We start from the raw sequence: 14877 nt of genomic DNA, 5'->3' as shown, positions 1-14877 counted from the left end.
GAGATAAAACCTCTACTCTTGTTGGTGAAAACCTGCATGAGCAAGTTATGTCTTAGATTCAAGAATCCCCTCGGCTTCAGCCAGGGGAGTGTCAATAAGCCACTAACTGAATCACACCCCATTGTCCATTGGTCAACCAAGAATGGTCAGATTTTGCTACTTTCTCAACAACCTCAGATTTTAAACCTACTGCTACTTCTGACTTCAGTGTGCGTAATGCTACTATTGGTACAGGCAAGTAGCAGACTATATCTGCAAAACTGGTAGTAATATTCCAATGGCGATCGCCTAATAATCGACGATAATTCGCATCTCCTTTGACTATAATTAAACTGGCATTAGTTAACTCATTTTTGAGAGAGTTGGGTATTTCCCAAAATGGTAAAGGTGATGTCCAAAAGTAATCTTCAGACAACACTAAACGCCCTAATGTAATATGCTCCTCCAACCTTTGAGCAAAAGATGTCACTTGTTGATGATTAGTAGCGGCTAAAAAACTTGTTGTGTCATGTACATCCTTAATCATGGCATCAGAAACGAAAGTAGGGTGAGGTTTCAGGTGCAGATAAACTTGATTAACTAAGCTGCTACTTAATAAAAAATCTACTAAGCATAAGTCACAGACAAGTTCAAAACCAGCATTGTCTAAAACAAAATCAATGCGACCTCCTTGAGAAAGAGTTAATAATTCACTAATTTGGGAGGCATCATTTACTAAAATGTGAGTTAGTTGATTTTGAATATCAAAACGGCTCCGGTCATCCTCGAATGCTGACCACAAACTCAAGTCCACTCGATTTCCCCACAAAGCGAAATATAATAGTGCAATTAAAGGTGTTTGGTTTTGTGGAAGATAAATTTCCGAATATTCCAACCATTTATTCACCTGAGTACATAGAAGAATAGTTGAGTCAACAGATGCTTCTAAACCCTGAGATTTTTGCAATTGGAATGGATCAACAGCTTGCCATATACCAGGGCGAAAGTAATGAGTAATTTCTAGAATTAACCGATAAAAATAAGTTTCTGCAAAGAACCAGGGAACGTCTATCCAACGCTGGCCTTTGTAAGATTCTAGATATGTATGCCAAGCTGGAAAATCTACACCAGTATCATTCACTAGAGGTGGTAAAGCTCCTGTCGGCAGTTCTGTAGCAAGCCTTTCTATTCTTGTATTAATTTCTGGTGAAAAATTATTTTCAACTATAACTCTACGGGCAATTGCAGGCATTCTTTGAGTGACTGTGAACTCACTAAAAGAACCGACTTCTGAACCTAAAAGTGACGGTGGTAGTGGTAACTTCGGAGCTTTATATGAATTGACCACAAATTTTTCTTGCCCTCGTAATTTATGGATAAATCATAATTCATCGCTCTTGGCTTTTCAGCATTCGCTGATATTGCTTCTCCCAAAAATCCTCTGTGGACTTATCTTCACAATTGCAACTGAAACCTCTTGCTATTCGCCCATAACACAGCGTTTCTCCTCCTGGAGTCACGACCTACCAAGAAGAAGACACCCGGCGCTTGTTTCAAAGTGGTCAAGTAGCATTTTTACGCAGCTGGCCTTATGCGTGGCCTTTAGCCCAGGCAGAAAATTCGCCAATCCGGGGCAAAATTGCGATTAAACCGATGGTTCATGCTTCTGGTAAGACGGGAGCAGCTTGTCTAGGGGGCTGGGGTTTAGGGATTGCTAAATCTTCTCAGCATCCTGAAGAAGCTTTGAAAGCAATTCAATATTTTACCAGTCGGGAAGCACAGCGCCGATTCATTATAAAGGGAGCAATCCGATTTTGTGGAATGACCCCACGAGATCAGCGATCGCACTTCCCCAATACCCCAGTTAGCTTATAGGTGGGATTAATTTTGCGATTCTAGGCGGCTGTAGAGTGCTGGCTGGATTTTCCCGAAATTTGCTGTCGGGGATTAGGGGAGGGGTAGGAAGTGCGTAGCTTGCCGCCTTCGGCATCACTTGTGACAAAGCAGTATACTGGTACTAAAAAAATCCCCCAGTGTACTGCAACCAGCGATCGCCATATACTAGCTATCAACAGCAATTCTAAAGGTAAAAAAGCAACCACTCGCAAAAATAATTTGCGCTTGGCAAGCAAATTGGCAACTTCTGTGATAGTCTTTTTATATAGGGAATCAAGACAGCGAAAGGACAGTCATGTCGTCAAAGACCAGACTTTCGCATTGGCAGATGCAATGTTTAAATCCGCTACGGCTTTTTGAAACCAAGAGACAAAGCCAATGAAGCAGGATAGCGATCTCCGTAATAACTTGAAGTCCATTAGAACTCGCTTAGGCATGAGCCAACAAGATTTGGCTAACATCGCTAGTGTGACTCGTCAGACAATTAGTGGTGTAGAGTCGGGACAATATGCTCCCTCAGTTGCCATAACACTTCGCTTGGCTAAAGCGCTTGGCTGTCAAGTTGAGGATCTATTCTGGTTAGAGCGGGATTTACCTGAAATTGAAGCAGTTCTTGCCAAGCCTGTCCCTAATGGTCAGCAACTGCGAGTTAGCATGGCTCGTGTGGGAGGACAATGGATAGCTTATCCCTTAATTGGTAAGGATGCTTTTCGCCAAGACATGATTCCGGCTGATGGTGAAGCAGTTGCGGTGAGTTACCCCTTTGCGGGAGTTCCCACGGCAGTTCCTTCTCCTATCGGAGACGCTGCGCGAACAAGTGGGCAAAGCCGCCCAACGGACTGCCTCCCCGTTGTCGGGAGTGGTGTTAGCGACGTAGGAGCGTCACCCGTAAGGGTGGACGGGTTGCCCGGCATAAGCAAACTGCTGAACCCGAAGGGTGAAAGCACAAGCCTTACAGGTACAAATAAAGTTCGAGTTAGGCTACTAGACGATAATCTCGACACACTTCACAACACCGTTGTGATTGCTGGTTGTGCCCCTGTGATTTCACTATGGGCAAGAGCCACCGAACGCTGGCATCCCCAACTGCGAGTCCAATATAACTTCGCCAATAGCATGGCTGCATTGCACAGTTTATGCAGAGGTGAGGCGCACATTGCTGGGATGCATCTGTATGATCCTGAGACTGGTGAGTATAATACTCCCTTTGTTCGAGATGTTCTGGCTGGGAGGGAAGCAGTTCTGATTACTCTTGGTGTCTGGGAGGAGGGACTTTTGTTGAAGTCAGGGAATCCGATGGGAATTAGAACAGTTACCGACTTAGTTTCCCTTGGAGCGACTATTGTCAACCGCGAAATAGGTTCTGGTAGTCGGATGCTTTTGGAACAAACACTCCAAAAAGAGCAGATACCATTCGATGCTGTTCAGGGCTTTGATAATATACTCAAAAGTCACCAAGATGTTGCCCAAGCTGTAGTTGGAGGAGTTGCTGATGCTGGGATAAGCACCGCATCTGTAGCTACCGCTTTTGGGCTGGGATTTATCCCTTTACATCAGTCACGATATGATTTGGTGATTCTCAAGGAATATTTAGAAGAAGCACCAGTACAGCAGTTGCTCAGTACTTTGGGACATCGGATGGTTCACTCCCAATTTGAAATTCTCGGCGGTTACGATATCAGCAAAATCGGGGAAGTTGTAGCAACTGTTTAGAATGGATTGCAATGGTTGGTTGTGTTGTTTGGGAAAACTTGGCGTAAATTTAAATCCTGCCGCAACCACTCTTGAGGTATGAGCAACCTTCAGGGGATTACAACAACTGATAATCCTGAATTCGTAATTCGGATTGAATTTGAGTTTCCAGCTTGGAATCTGTAGCTTTCTTTTTTCCAATTTGTATTACTACCGCTAGAGAAATCATTTGAGTGAGGGTCTAGTAATACTTGCAATATTCCTTGAGTAATGTCTTATCGCTCTAGCTATTAGTCATAAAAAACAATGACTAATGGCCAACGAAAACTGACCAAAACTTAAATATGTTCTGGATTCCGACTCTTTTTGCTGTAGAACGAGCGCCTCCAACAACGTTCTACATAAGGTTACTGCTGTAATTTTACAGCAAGTACCTCCGGTAGGCACTTTGTGCCTACGCTTCATAAACCGACAGACCCAGCAAACAAACAATTACAGGATCAATCATCATGTCCGACGGCAAAATTAGACAAATTGCTTTCTACGGTAAAGGCGGTATCGGAAAATCTACTACCTCCCAAAATACCCTCGCCTCTATGGCGGAAAAGGGTCAACGCATCTTGATTGTGGGTTGCGACCCCAAAGCTGACTCTACCCGATTGATTCTGCACTGTAAAGCCCAAACCACCGTGTTGCACTTAGCTGCTGAACGGGGCGCTGTAGAAGATATCGAACTCGAAGAAGTCGTAATCACTGGCTTCCGGGATATCAGATGCGTAGAATCAGGTGGACCAGAACCTGGTGTAGGTTGCGCCGGTCGGGGTATCATCACCGCCATCAACTTCCTCGAAGAAAACGGCGCTTACTCAGATGTAGATTTCGTATCCTACGACGTATTGGGCGACGTGGTGTGCGGTGGTTTCGCTATGCCAATTCGTGAAGGTAAAGCCCAAGAAATCTACATTGTTACCTCCGGTGAAATGATGGCGATGTTTGCAGCTAACAACATTGCTCGTGGCGTTCTCAAATATGCTCATACTGGTGGCGTGCGTTTGGGTGGTCTGATTTGTAACAGCCGTCAAACTGACCGGGAAGACGAACTGATTAGCACCCTGGCAGCCAGATTGAATACCCACATGATTCACTTCGTCCCGCGTGACAATATCGTGCAACACGCCGAATTGCGCCGGATGACAGTGAATGAGTATGCGCCTGATAGCAAACAAGCTAATGAATACCGCACATTAGCGGACAAGATTATCAACAATACAAATCTTACAGTTCCCACACCCATCGAGATGGATGAGCTAGAAGATTTGTTGATTGAGTTCGGCATCCTTGAAAGTGAAGAAAATGCTGCAAAAATGATTAGCCAAGTAGATGCTGCTAAGAAGCTAGAAGACGCTCAAGGCGAAGCACTAGAAGCAGTGAAAAAAGGAAATCTAGAAATAGTTTCCGGTAGCTAGAAAAAGTAAGGTTCTTGTTTAGACTCCGGTGCTAAATACAGAGTAAATATTAGGTGGGCAAGAATAGCCCACCCTCTGACCAATCCTTGAAAATGGAGGTTATCGAATAGCTGATCTTAACTCTGTGTGTTTGATCTTCACCGTGTTAACACCAATCTACCAAGGTGTACACAGCAAAATTAATACTTTAATAGTCTACTTCGTATTTTTGTTTTCTCCTTCTCTAACCTAGTTGATGTTTATGTTTTAGGGAATGAAAAACTATCTTTCTCATTCCCTTTCCTTTATTCTATACTTTAGATATACAGTTAATGAATTGAAATCATCTTTATCTTTTGGTAATTCAGTTAATACCTAATAACTTCTACCTATTGTCACCAAAGAAATGAATCCCACACCAGGAAAAATCAACGATTCATTCAGTGAGTCAAATTCCGAAGATGCTCCTCAGCAACAGAAACTGCATAAAAAAAAGTCCTCCACACAATTACCCCAACCTGGAACTACTCAAGGGAGTTGTGCTTTTGATAGTGCAATGATTACTCTAGTACCAATCACTGATGCTGCTCATGTAGTTCACGGGCCAAGTGGCTGTGCTGCCAGTATTTGGGGGAGTTACAGCAGTCTCTCTTCTGGTTCAATGCTGTACAAAATACGCTTTACCAGCGACATCGATGAGAATGATATCATCTTTGGTGGAGCCAAAAAGCTGTACAAAGGCATTTTAGAATTAGCAAGACGCTATAAACCTGCGGCAGTATTTGTCTACTCTACTTGCATCACTGCCCTGATTGGAGATGACATCGAGGGAGTTTGTAAAAATGCCACCGAGAAAACAGGAATACCCACTATCCCAGTACATTGCCCTGGATTCATTGGGAACCAAAATTTAGGCAACCGTGTTGCTGGTGAAGCGTTGCTAGAACACGTTATTGGAACAGCTGAACCAGATACTAGTACACCCTATGACATCAACTTAATTGGTGAGCATAACATCGCAGGTGCAATATGGAACGTTCTACCATTATTGGAGAAATTAGGTATTAGAGTTTTGGCAAAAATTACAGGCGATGCTATTTATAAAGAAGTTTGCTATGCCCATCGCGCCAAGCTGAACGTGCTACTCTCCTCTAAAGCACTAATTAACATGGCAAAAAGCATGGAGAAAAAATATGGCATTCCCTATATTGAAGAGTCTATTTATGGCATAGAGCAAATGAATCACTGTTTAAGAAATATTGCCGTAAAGTTGGGTAATCCTGATTTGCAGGAACGTACAGAAAAGCTAATTGTAGAAGAAACTGCTGCAATAGATGAAAAACTCTCTCTGTATATCACTCGATTGCAAGGTAAGCGCATTATCCTTTCTGTTGGAAGTTTCAAGAGTTGGCTGATTATCTTTGCGGCTAAGAAATTGGGGATGGAAGTTATTGCTATTATTACTAAGAATAATACTGAGGAAGATAGAACTAGAGTGAAAAGTTTGCTGGGTCAAGATGGCATAATTCTAGAACAAAATAGTCCTGAAGAAATCCTACAGATAATTAACGAAAATCAAGCTGATATGTTAATTGCTGATAAACGCCATCAAGACACCTCTCTTACGGCTAGGATTCCATTCTTAGACATTAATCAAGAACGCAACCATCCCTATGCAGGCTATATAGGAATCTTAGAGGTAGCACGAGAACTATATGCCGCTTTTTACAACCCTGTGTGGGAGCAAGTATACCAGGCAGCCCCGTGGGAAACAGAGGAAGCAGGAAATTCTCAAGAGGAGGAAATCTAATGGCGATTATTAGCGTTACGAGTACATCAGTTGCAGTTAATCCCCTGAAGCAAAGCCAAACTGTGGGTGCAGTTTTAGCCTTTTTGGGGTTGAAGGGAATGATGCCTTTATTACACGGTTCTCAAGGCTGTACTGCTTTGACTAAGGCGGTATTAGTACAACATTTCCGTCAGACGATTCCCCTTTCCAGTACGGCGATGACAGAAGTTGCAACCATTTTGGGTGGCGAGGAAAGAGTTGAACAAGCAATCTTGACTTTAGTGCAGAGATCCAAACCAGAAATTATCGGTCTTTGTAGCACTGGACTGGTGGAAACCAGAGGTGATGATATGGGGCGCTTTGTTAAAGAGATTCGCCACCGTCACCCAGAACTAGATTATTTACCAATTGTGCTTGTCTCTACACCAGATTTTAAAGGTACATTACAGGATGGCTTTGCTGGTGCAGTTGAGAGTATAGTCAGGGAAATTCCTCAAAAAAGCTCCCAGCAAGACGCTTCTCCCACACAAATCACTATTTTGGTGAGTTCTGCTTTCACACCAGGGGATGTCCAAGAAATCAAAGAGATTGTCACCTCTTTTGGACTCGTACCTATTGTTGTACCTGACCTTTCTGGCTCACTAGATGATCATATAGAAGATTCTTCTAGTGCCATTACAGCTAATGGCACGACTTCGGCACAGTTGCGCTCAATTGGTAGTTCTGTATTCACTTTGGCACTAGGTGATAGTATGCGAGGTGGGGCGCAAATTTTGGAGCAGAGATTCAATATACCTTATGAGGTATTTGGTGAATTGACGGGACTAGCAGCAGTAGATAAATTCCTACAAGCATTGGCAAATATCAGTGGCGTCAGGGTACCAGAGAAATACCGCCGTCAACGCCGTCAGTTGCAATATGTAATGTTGGAGAATCACTTTTACTTTGGGTGCAAGCGAGTTTCTTTGGCGCTGGAACCAGATTTACTTTGGTCAACAGTTTCTTTTCTGCGATCGCTAGGAGTTCACATCCACTCAGCTGTGACAACAACACGCTTTCCTCTGTTAGAAAAACTTCCGATTCCTAGCGTTACTATCGGCGATTTGGAAGACTTTGAACACCTGGCGGTTGGGTCTGATTTGCTGATTACTAACTCTCATGGAGTTGCGATCGCTCAACGCTTAAAAATTCCTCTCTATCGTCAAGGGATTCCCATTTTTGACCGCTTAGATCATGCTCAGTTCACCAAGGTTGGCTACCGAGGTACTATGCAACTTTTATTTGATATTGGCAACCTGTTTTTAGAGGAGGAAACGAAGGTTAAGCATTAATACAGACCCAATTCTAACTGTTTATGACAATTTTACCAATAATATTGGTAAAATGTATCACTAGATACAATCTTGCAGATTAAGTTCAGCTTTGATAGTTACTGAAAAGCCGTATACGTCCATTAGTGAATATACCAACCAATGTCAGCAAGCTAGGCGCGAGCTTCTACATTGACTCAAATTAAGTCTTTTTCATGAATCCAACACAGCTAAAAAAAATAACTGCCAAAGCGAGTCGTGTTACAAGAAAACTTCGCTGCCGTTTTGATCTTAGAGAATCTGCGATGCCTACGGTGGGCGTAGATGTAGTACCATCTTTGCTCACTTGGTTCGAGGTGATTGGCTACACGGTTTTATTAGAGCCAGATATTGCTTTGGGTAAGCATCAGATCCGGCGGAGTAGTTATAATGATGTGGTTTTGTATCAGTGCTTTCATAGTGCTTTGCAGAAAATTAACCCGAAAAAACCTGACGAAGCGATCGCCGCAGCTATCGATCAGGTTACTTGCACGGAGAGTTCCAACTTGCTGGAAAATAACCGTAGCTTTCACAAATTCTTGACCAATGGTGTGGAAGTTAAATACCTGTATAACGAAGAAATAGTTCATGACTTTGTGTGGCTCATTGATACGTCTAATCTACTGAACAATGATTGGTTAGCTATTCATCCCTTGACTATAGTTGAGGGGAATTATACTCACTGTCCTGATGTAGTTGTGTTTATCAACGGTTTACCCTTGGCAGTTATTGTCTCGATTCAACCAAGTGATCAACGGGCCACTTTCAAAGCAGGTTATCAGCGAATTCAAACCTACATTGAACAAATACCAAAGCTGTTTGACTACAATACATTCTTAGTTATTACTTATGGAAGTCGGGCACGAGTCGGTACATTAACCTCAGACTGGCAGGAGTTTTTACCCTGGCGCACCATTGATGGCGAGGACTTTCCTGCCAAGGGCGCAACTGAACTAGAGGTGATGATTCAAGGCATTTTTGACAAACGGCGTTTCCTAGAACAAGTATTGCACTTGATAGTGTTTGAAGAGAAGGAAACCAGCATTAGTAAAAAATTGCTTCGCCGACCTTTTTGTACTACACAGTATCCCAAAAAATCTTCGCGCCAAGTTTGAATTTTCAATTCCATTATCCCAAATTTAAAATCTAAAATTCGGTAAGTGCTGAGTTATCAGTGATTAGTAGAAAAGCTAATTCATAATTAAAAATTCCCAATTGCTACTTTCAGTATGAAAGTTATTAACTATGAACACAAGTTGGTATGAACAAGAGCTAGTCAAAGAATTCAAAACTGTTATTGCTTATTCTTTCCCACAAGTGGAGGAATTGCTAAAACACTGTCATGTTAAACTCATCGAGTTTTATTGGGGAAGACCTCGTGTTCACTTTCTGCCATACTTCACAATTTATTGCCCTGACAATCTGATTGCTGCTGTCAAAGCCCAGATATCTATACTCAGAGAAGTAGCAGAATATGCGGGATTGGTTGAGGTTGTCTGTCTAAATGCTACACATCTGCTGCGAGATCCGATGTCGAAGGTAAAGCAGACAGATCCTCGTTTGTGGTTAGAACTGCAATGGCTTGCAACACAAGAACAAGAACACTTGCTATGAAAACCCGACTTCTTTTCTGCAACTACGAAAATAGTCGTCGCGCCATCTGCTCAAAGATAGCTTAAAACACGGAGAAAGCTTGTATTTTTTGACTAAATAATTCCCAATTCCTAATTATTGATTAAAGCTCCCACCTGAGCCGTTAGGCAGGTGAGAGTAGTTTACTTTCTTTTCCTCTCCTGGTTCTGCTTCTACAGGTAAGAATCCACCTGCCTGCATTTTCCATAACCTGTAGTAAGCACCACGGCGTGCCAACAGTTTGGGATGAGTGCCATCTTCGACAATGCGACCTTGGTGAAATACCAAAATGCGGTCTAGATCGGCAATAGTAGATAATCGATGAGCTACTACGATGACCGTTTTTCCATTCATCACCGAGTCTAGGGTATCTTGGATCGCTTTTTCGGTGATGGAATCGAGGCTAGAGGTGGCTTCATCCAAAATCAGGATTGGTGCATCTTTGAGAATCACCCGTGCGATCGCAATCCGTTGTCTTTGCCCCCCAGACAATTTGATACCGCGTTCACCTACCAGAGAATCATAACCTTCTTTAATCTGAGCGATGAAATCGTGAGCATAAGCTTTGCCTGCCGCCTCAATCACTTCTTCATCGGTGGCATCCAGTCGTCCATAACGAATATTTTCCATCAATGTCCGATGGAATAGAGACGGATCTTGCGGAATCAAGCTAATTTGGGAGTGTAGGGCATCTTGAGTCATATCTTGAATATCCACCCCATCAATAAGAATCTCTCCCGATTGTGGATCGAACAGACGCAAAATTAAATTGACGAAGCTGGATTTTCCAGAACCAGAGAAGCCAACCAGTCCGACACGCTGGCCTGGTTGGATAGTGATAGAAAGGTTGTCGAATACTTTTTTCCCAAGCGAGTAGCTAAAATTCACTTGGCGAAACTCAATTTGTCCCTGAGTGATGGAATGGGCGATCGCATTATCCCGATCGATGATCTCGTGAGGTTGAACGATAGTGAAGACACCATTGGCAATATTGCCGATGTGTTCAAAAAATTCCAGAAAGCGTTTACTTAAATTCCGGGCTTCACTGATGATCAACAGTGACAAACTGGTAGCAACCACGAAGTCAGCAGTAGCGATCGTCCCCTGACTCCAAAGTGAGAGTGAGTAATATAAAGTGCCAATTTTCAGGATTGCTGCTGAGATAAACTGAAACCAGCGAATTCGCTCCGAGTACCAGTTGGACTTTCTTACCTCTTTGAGTTCGCGGCTTAATTGTTCCTTCAAATAGCCTCGTTCAAAACCCAACTGAGCAAACAGTCGGCTACTATTGAGATTTGTTACTGCGTCTACAATGATACCAGTTGTCTCACTTCTGGCGGCTGCGGCTTTGCGGGAATAAATTCGGCAGCGAGTTGCCAGCCAGAAGGAAATACTGACGAAAAGAACTGCCCACACACCCACGAATGCTGCAAGGGGGGGATAGGCGCGATACAGTAACATCGTGGCAACGGCATACACGATAATTACTGGCATAAATTCACTAATCAGCATTTGCATTGTTTGGGTAACACCCAAAGAAGTTTCGCCGATGCGATGTGCCAATGACCCAGCAAAACTGCTGCTCAGGTAGCGATGGGAATGATGCTGCAAGTAGGCATATAGGGATCGAACGATGTGCTGTCGGTGGATCGGATGAAGGATTGTCTGCAAAAGTCCAGCCGCTCGCCCGAATATCACTTCACCCACACTCAAGGCGGTGAACAACATCAGGGGTTGGCTTACGGTATCAAAAATGGACTTGCTGCCCCCCGTCGATCGCGTCACGCTCCGAATGATCTCACCAATGGCATATGGTAACATGATGCCACAGGTTGCGTGTATTACCTCCAGAATCACCGCTATCAGGTACCACCACCGGAAATCACTGGCAAAATGACAAATGAACCTGAAGGTCGTATCAGGCAAGTTGGGTGCATCGGCAGCACGTTGAAAGTATTGGGATTTTCTGGATTTTTTCGTCATGAAAGTCGCTTTGTAAGCATCATGTTATACCAATTCGTAATTCGTAATGACGCTCGCGGACTCGCTACCGCTACGCTAACGTAATTCGTAATTAAGAAGTTTTCATTAGCTTGATGAACTACTAGACCATAATTTCTGGCGGTGTGATTGCAGCATACACATCAGGCGCAAGTAAGGCATCGTGAATGTTGATTTTCTTCGGTATGACACCTTCTTGAAAGAATAAATCTGCTACACGCTGTTGTTCTGCTATCAGTGCCGGACTTAAGCCTCTGCGTCCTGCGAAAGTGCGACGAGACATTATCCTGGCGGCCACATCCTCATCGAGCTTTTGTGTGGCGATCATCAATTTTTTCACTTCATTTCGATTCGCATCTGCCCACTTATCAAGAGCGTTAAGTTCTTCAATGATAATTTTGAGTAAGCCAGGGTTTTCTTCGGCAAACTTCCTCCCAGCAATATAATAGGCACCAGGAGAATCTAACCCAACAGAATCTCTGAGGACGCGAATTCGACCCATCTTTTGAGCGATCGCATAGTATGGATCTGATGTCATCCAAACGGGAATTTTACCTTGGAGAAAAGCAGCCGATGCCTCAACAGTTGCCATACTTTTGATTTTAATATCTTTGATGGTCAAACCGATAGACTGCAAAGCTCTAAGAATAAAATAGTGCGATGCCGAGCCTTTTTGAAAATAAACTTCTTGCCCCTTGATATCCTCAAATTTCTGAAGGGGAGACTCTGGAGGTACAGCAATCACACTACTTGTTCCTGTTTTATCGGTTTTTTGTGTACCGACGACATAAACAAGGTCTGAACCAGCGACTTGGGCAAAAATTGGTGGCGTTTCTCCTACTGCTCCGATGTCAACTCTTTTCGCAGCCATGCCTTCCATGAGTTGAGGCCCTTGGACAAATTGCGCCCATTCCACCTTGATCCCCAGTGGCTCCAAGCGTTTCTCTAAAACTTGCCGATTTCTGAAGAGATCCCCCGCACTCTGATAACCCATGCGGAGAACTTTAGTTTTTATACCAAGGGAAATCGAATTACCAGTAATACTCGCTACATTCTGTTGGCTTTGTTGGTTACAACTTCCCAACAAATATGCCATAGAAAAACCGCCCAGACTAGATGTAGCGACATTTAGAAAACGACGGCGTTTAATCATAGTTGTTTGATAGATAAAATAGTTTAGATTGGAAAGGTTAAAATTTGCAAAACTAACGCAGAGAATCTCCCCGGCGATATTCGGCGGTGATGTCGTCTAGCTTTTGTTTCAAACTGTCGTCGAGTTTTAGTTCTGCAGCCTTAAGGGTGTCAACAAGTTGTTCTGGACGACTAGCACCAATAATGGGGGCAGTAATTATCGGATTAGCCAGCACCCAAGCCACCGCTAAGGTCGTGAGTGACAATCCAGCCAAATCCGCTACTTTACTTAATTCCTCGACAGTATTGAACTCGCGATCGCGCCAGTAGCGTTCTTGATAACGTTCTGCGGCAGCACCTAGAGTAAAACGAGTGCCTGCGGTGGGGCCTTGAGTCAGGCTATGTTTGCCAGTGAGTAGACCACCTGCCAAGGGATTGTAAGGAATTACACCCAATCCTTCTTCTTTGGCTAGGGGTAGTAGTTCTCGCTCAATTTCACGAAACAACAAATTGTAGCGGGGTTGAATCGAGACGAAACGAGTTAAATTTTGCACATCGGCACGACCCAAGGCGCGAGCGAGTCGGTAAGCTAAAAAGTTAGAAACCCCGATGTAGCGTACCTTACCAGCACGAACTACTGTATCTAACGCTTCTAAGGTTTCATCAAGAGGGGTTGAGGCATCGTCAGAGTGCAATTGGTACAGATCAACATAATCAGTTCCCAGTCGTCTGAGGGAAGCATCGATCGCATCAAGAATATGTTTGCGCGAAGCACCCTGATCCCAAGGTGCAGGGCCAACCCTGCCTACAGCTTTGGTAGCTAAAATAAAATGTTCGCGTTTGCCTTTGAGCCAGCCTCCCACGATTTCTTCGGTGCGTCCAGCTGTAGTCAGTCCACCGCCAAGGGGATAAACGTCAGCTGTATCAAGAAAATTAATGCCAGCATCGGCGGCGGTGTCAAGAATGACCCTGGAAGTTTCTTCGTCAGTCTGCAATCCAAAGGTCATGGTGCCAAGAACAAGGCGCGAAACAGTCAATCCGGTTTTACCGAGTTTGGTAGTTGGTAACGTCATGGTGATCTTGGTCGTTGTTGATTGAAAGTAGTTGATTGAGAAAGTGTTGAAATTTCTAAATAGAATGCGTATACGACACGGTTAATAAGGCGTGAACCAATTTAACCAACCTTCCCAGTTTTGTACGATTGCTGCAAACTCTGCATAACCATCTGCTTTTGGATGAGCACCGTCATTGACTTTTGCTTCTGTTAGCCAGATCGGTGACTTCAGCAAACTGGGAAACACATCGAGATACGGAACATCTAGTTCATTACAAACTAAGGCAAATTCCTGTGACAGATTTGCGATAATTTGATTTCTTCTTTCTTGATCGACATCACCACACGGCGGTGGACTAACCATCAAGACAGGATAGAGTTGCTTTGCTTGAGTCAGGATGCTGCGAGCATTTGCGATCGACTCTGAAAGTTCGATTCCTTGCTTTTTACCGGCCCATCCTGAATCGTTTACGCCAAAGGAAAACACTACTCGACCATCGTATTCAGGAGGGAGACGATAGGAGATTTCCGAGCGCCAACGTTGTTTGAGATACCGACTTGTCTCAGCCCGCACCCCCAAGTTGTAGTGGGTGATTGCATATCCTTTTGACTCAGCATTGCGGCACACTCTACCTGTCCAACCCAGAAACTCCGGATCGCCTGTGCCATTGATAAACGATTCACCAATAAAACAAATTCTGATTTCTTTGCGAAAATCTGACATTAGTCAACTGAATTTTGGAGAAGAAGTTCGGTTTTACAGCTATTTTCAGGTAAATAGACCATGCGGTAGGGGCACAGAAAAAGCTCATACGTGTCAACTTAAGAAAAAATCTGCTTTGAGAAGGCGTTTTGCCCTCATCCCCTAACCCCGAATCCCAAGTTGGGATTCGGGGAACTAGAGAATTT

The 14877-nt window shown here is 43.7% G+C and carries 12 protein-coding genes and 1 pseudogene; 7 read left to right on the top strand and 6 right to left on the bottom strand.

The features are described from left to right. Window positions 1-91: 91 nt before the first annotated feature. Complete coding sequence (locus ACYTXL_RS19165; protein WP_461926133.1) at window positions 92-1327, bottom strand: damage-control phosphatase ARMT1 family protein; 1236 nt, start codon at window positions 1325-1327, stop codon at window positions 92-94. A gap of 152 nt (window positions 1328-1479) precedes the next feature. On the opposite strand from ACYTXL_RS19165, the pseudogene ACYTXL_RS19160 reads away from it, so the two are divergent. After that, a pseudogene (locus tag ACYTXL_RS19160) lies at window positions 1480-1779 on the top strand (extracellular solute-binding protein); the annotation flags it as partial. 95 nt (window positions 1780-1874) lie between these two features. Here ACYTXL_RS19160 and ACYTXL_RS19155 read toward each other — a convergent pair. After that, entirely contained in the window at window positions 1875-2111 is a 237-nt protein-coding gene (locus ACYTXL_RS19155) for a hypothetical protein (protein ID WP_461926132.1), read from the bottom strand. 142 nt (window positions 2112-2253) lie between these two features. Between ACYTXL_RS19155 and ACYTXL_RS19150 the strand changes: the two genes are divergently transcribed. From ACYTXL_RS19150 to ACYTXL_RS19125, 6 genes are all read left to right on the top strand, one after another. Then, on the top strand, window positions 2254-3588 hold the full coding sequence (locus tag ACYTXL_RS19150) for a substrate-binding domain-containing protein (protein ID WP_461926131.1): 1335 nt from the start codon (window positions 2254-2256) through the stop codon (window positions 3586-3588). A 488-nt stretch (window positions 3589-4076) separates the two neighbouring features. Continuing rightward, complete coding sequence (nifH, locus tag ACYTXL_RS19145) at window positions 4077-5033, top strand: nitrogenase iron protein (protein ID WP_461926130.1); 957 nt, start codon at window positions 4077-4079, stop codon at window positions 5031-5033. A gap of 385 nt (window positions 5034-5418) precedes the next feature. Further along, complete coding sequence (gene nifE, locus ACYTXL_RS19140; RefSeq protein WP_461926129.1) at window positions 5419-6822, top strand: nitrogenase iron-molybdenum cofactor biosynthesis protein NifE; 1404 nt, start codon at window positions 5419-5421, stop codon at window positions 6820-6822. Beyond that, the gene (gene nifN, locus ACYTXL_RS19135) at window positions 6822-8132 is read left to right on the top strand and encodes a nitrogenase iron-molybdenum cofactor biosynthesis protein NifN (RefSeq protein WP_461926128.1); all 1311 of its coding nucleotides are present in this window, start codon (window positions 6822-6824) and stop codon (window positions 8130-8132) included. Before nifE ends, nifN begins: the two co-directional genes overlap by 1 nt. 194 nt (window positions 8133-8326) lie before the next feature. Then, window positions 8327-9265: a type I restriction endonuclease gene (locus ACYTXL_RS19130; RefSeq protein WP_461926127.1), complete on the top strand. Its 939-nt coding sequence runs from the start codon at window positions 8327-8329 to the stop codon at window positions 9263-9265. A gap of 130 nt (window positions 9266-9395) precedes the next feature. After that, complete coding sequence (locus ACYTXL_RS19125) at window positions 9396-9764, top strand: hypothetical protein (protein WP_461926126.1); 369 nt, start codon at window positions 9396-9398, stop codon at window positions 9762-9764. A 114-nt stretch (window positions 9765-9878) separates the two neighbouring features. On the opposite strand, the gene ACYTXL_RS19120 is transcribed toward ACYTXL_RS19125, so the two are convergent. From ACYTXL_RS19120 to ACYTXL_RS19105, 4 genes are all read right to left on the bottom strand, one after another. Further along, complete coding sequence (locus ACYTXL_RS19120; RefSeq protein ID WP_461926125.1) at window positions 9879-11765, bottom strand: ABC transporter ATP-binding protein; 1887 nt, start codon at window positions 11763-11765, stop codon at window positions 9879-9881. Between the two features lie 121 nt (window positions 11766-11886). Beyond that, complete coding sequence (locus ACYTXL_RS19115; protein WP_461926124.1) at window positions 11887-12936, bottom strand: aliphatic sulfonate ABC transporter substrate-binding protein; 1050 nt, start codon at window positions 12934-12936, stop codon at window positions 11887-11889. Window positions 12937-12988: 52 nt separating this feature from the next. Next, the gene (locus ACYTXL_RS19110) at window positions 12989-13987 is read right to left on the bottom strand and encodes an aldo/keto reductase (RefSeq protein WP_461926123.1); all 999 of its coding nucleotides are present in this window, start codon (window positions 13985-13987) and stop codon (window positions 12989-12991) included. 81 nt (window positions 13988-14068) lie between these two features. Continuing rightward, window positions 14069-14692 (bottom strand): GDSL-type esterase/lipase family protein, encoded by a 624-nt coding sequence (locus ACYTXL_RS19105; protein WP_461926122.1) that lies wholly within the window; start codon window positions 14690-14692, stop codon window positions 14069-14071. Window positions 14693-14877: the final 185 nt, after the last annotated feature.

It is taken from the genome of Nostoc sp. (genome assembly GCF_054880495.1).
The sequence above is the reverse complement of the archived record's forward strand: the minus strand, read 5'-3'. Positions and strand labels throughout refer to the sequence as shown.

Excerpts from the sequence above, each read along its gene's own strand:
- ACYTXL_RS19125 (WP_461926126.1), top strand. The coding sequence starts at position 9,396 with ATGAACACAAGTTGGTATGAACAAGAGCTAGTCAAAGAATTCAAAACT.
- ACYTXL_RS19130 (WP_461926127.1), top strand. The coding sequence starts at position 8,327 with ATGAATCCAACACAGCTAAAAAAAATAACTGCCAAAGCGAGTCGTGTT.
- nifH (WP_461926130.1), top strand. The coding sequence starts at position 4,077 with ATGTCCGACGGCAAAATTAGACAAATTGCTTTCTACGGTAAAGGCGGT.
- ACYTXL_RS19105 (WP_461926122.1), bottom strand. The coding sequence starts at position 14,692 with ATGTCAGATTTTCGCAAAGAAATCAGAATTTGTTTTATTGGTGAATCG.
- ACYTXL_RS19110 (WP_461926123.1), bottom strand. The coding sequence starts at position 13,987 with ATGACGTTACCAACTACCAAACTCGGTAAAACCGGATTGACTGTTTCG.
- nifE (WP_461926129.1), top strand. The coding sequence starts at position 5,419 with ATGAATCCCACACCAGGAAAAATCAACGATTCATTCAGTGAGTCAAAT.
- nifN (WP_461926128.1), top strand. The coding sequence starts at position 6,822 with ATGGCGATTATTAGCGTTACGAGTACATCAGTTGCAGTTAATCCCCTG.
- ACYTXL_RS19120 (WP_461926125.1), bottom strand. The coding sequence starts at position 11,765 with ATGACGAAAAAATCCAGAAAATCCCAATACTTTCAACGTGCTGCCGAT.
- ACYTXL_RS19115 (WP_461926124.1), bottom strand. The coding sequence starts at position 12,936 with ATGATTAAACGCCGTCGTTTTCTAAATGTCGCTACATCTAGTCTGGGC.
- ACYTXL_RS19150 (WP_461926131.1), top strand. The coding sequence starts at position 2,254 with ATGAAGCAGGATAGCGATCTCCGTAATAACTTGAAGTCCATTAGAACT.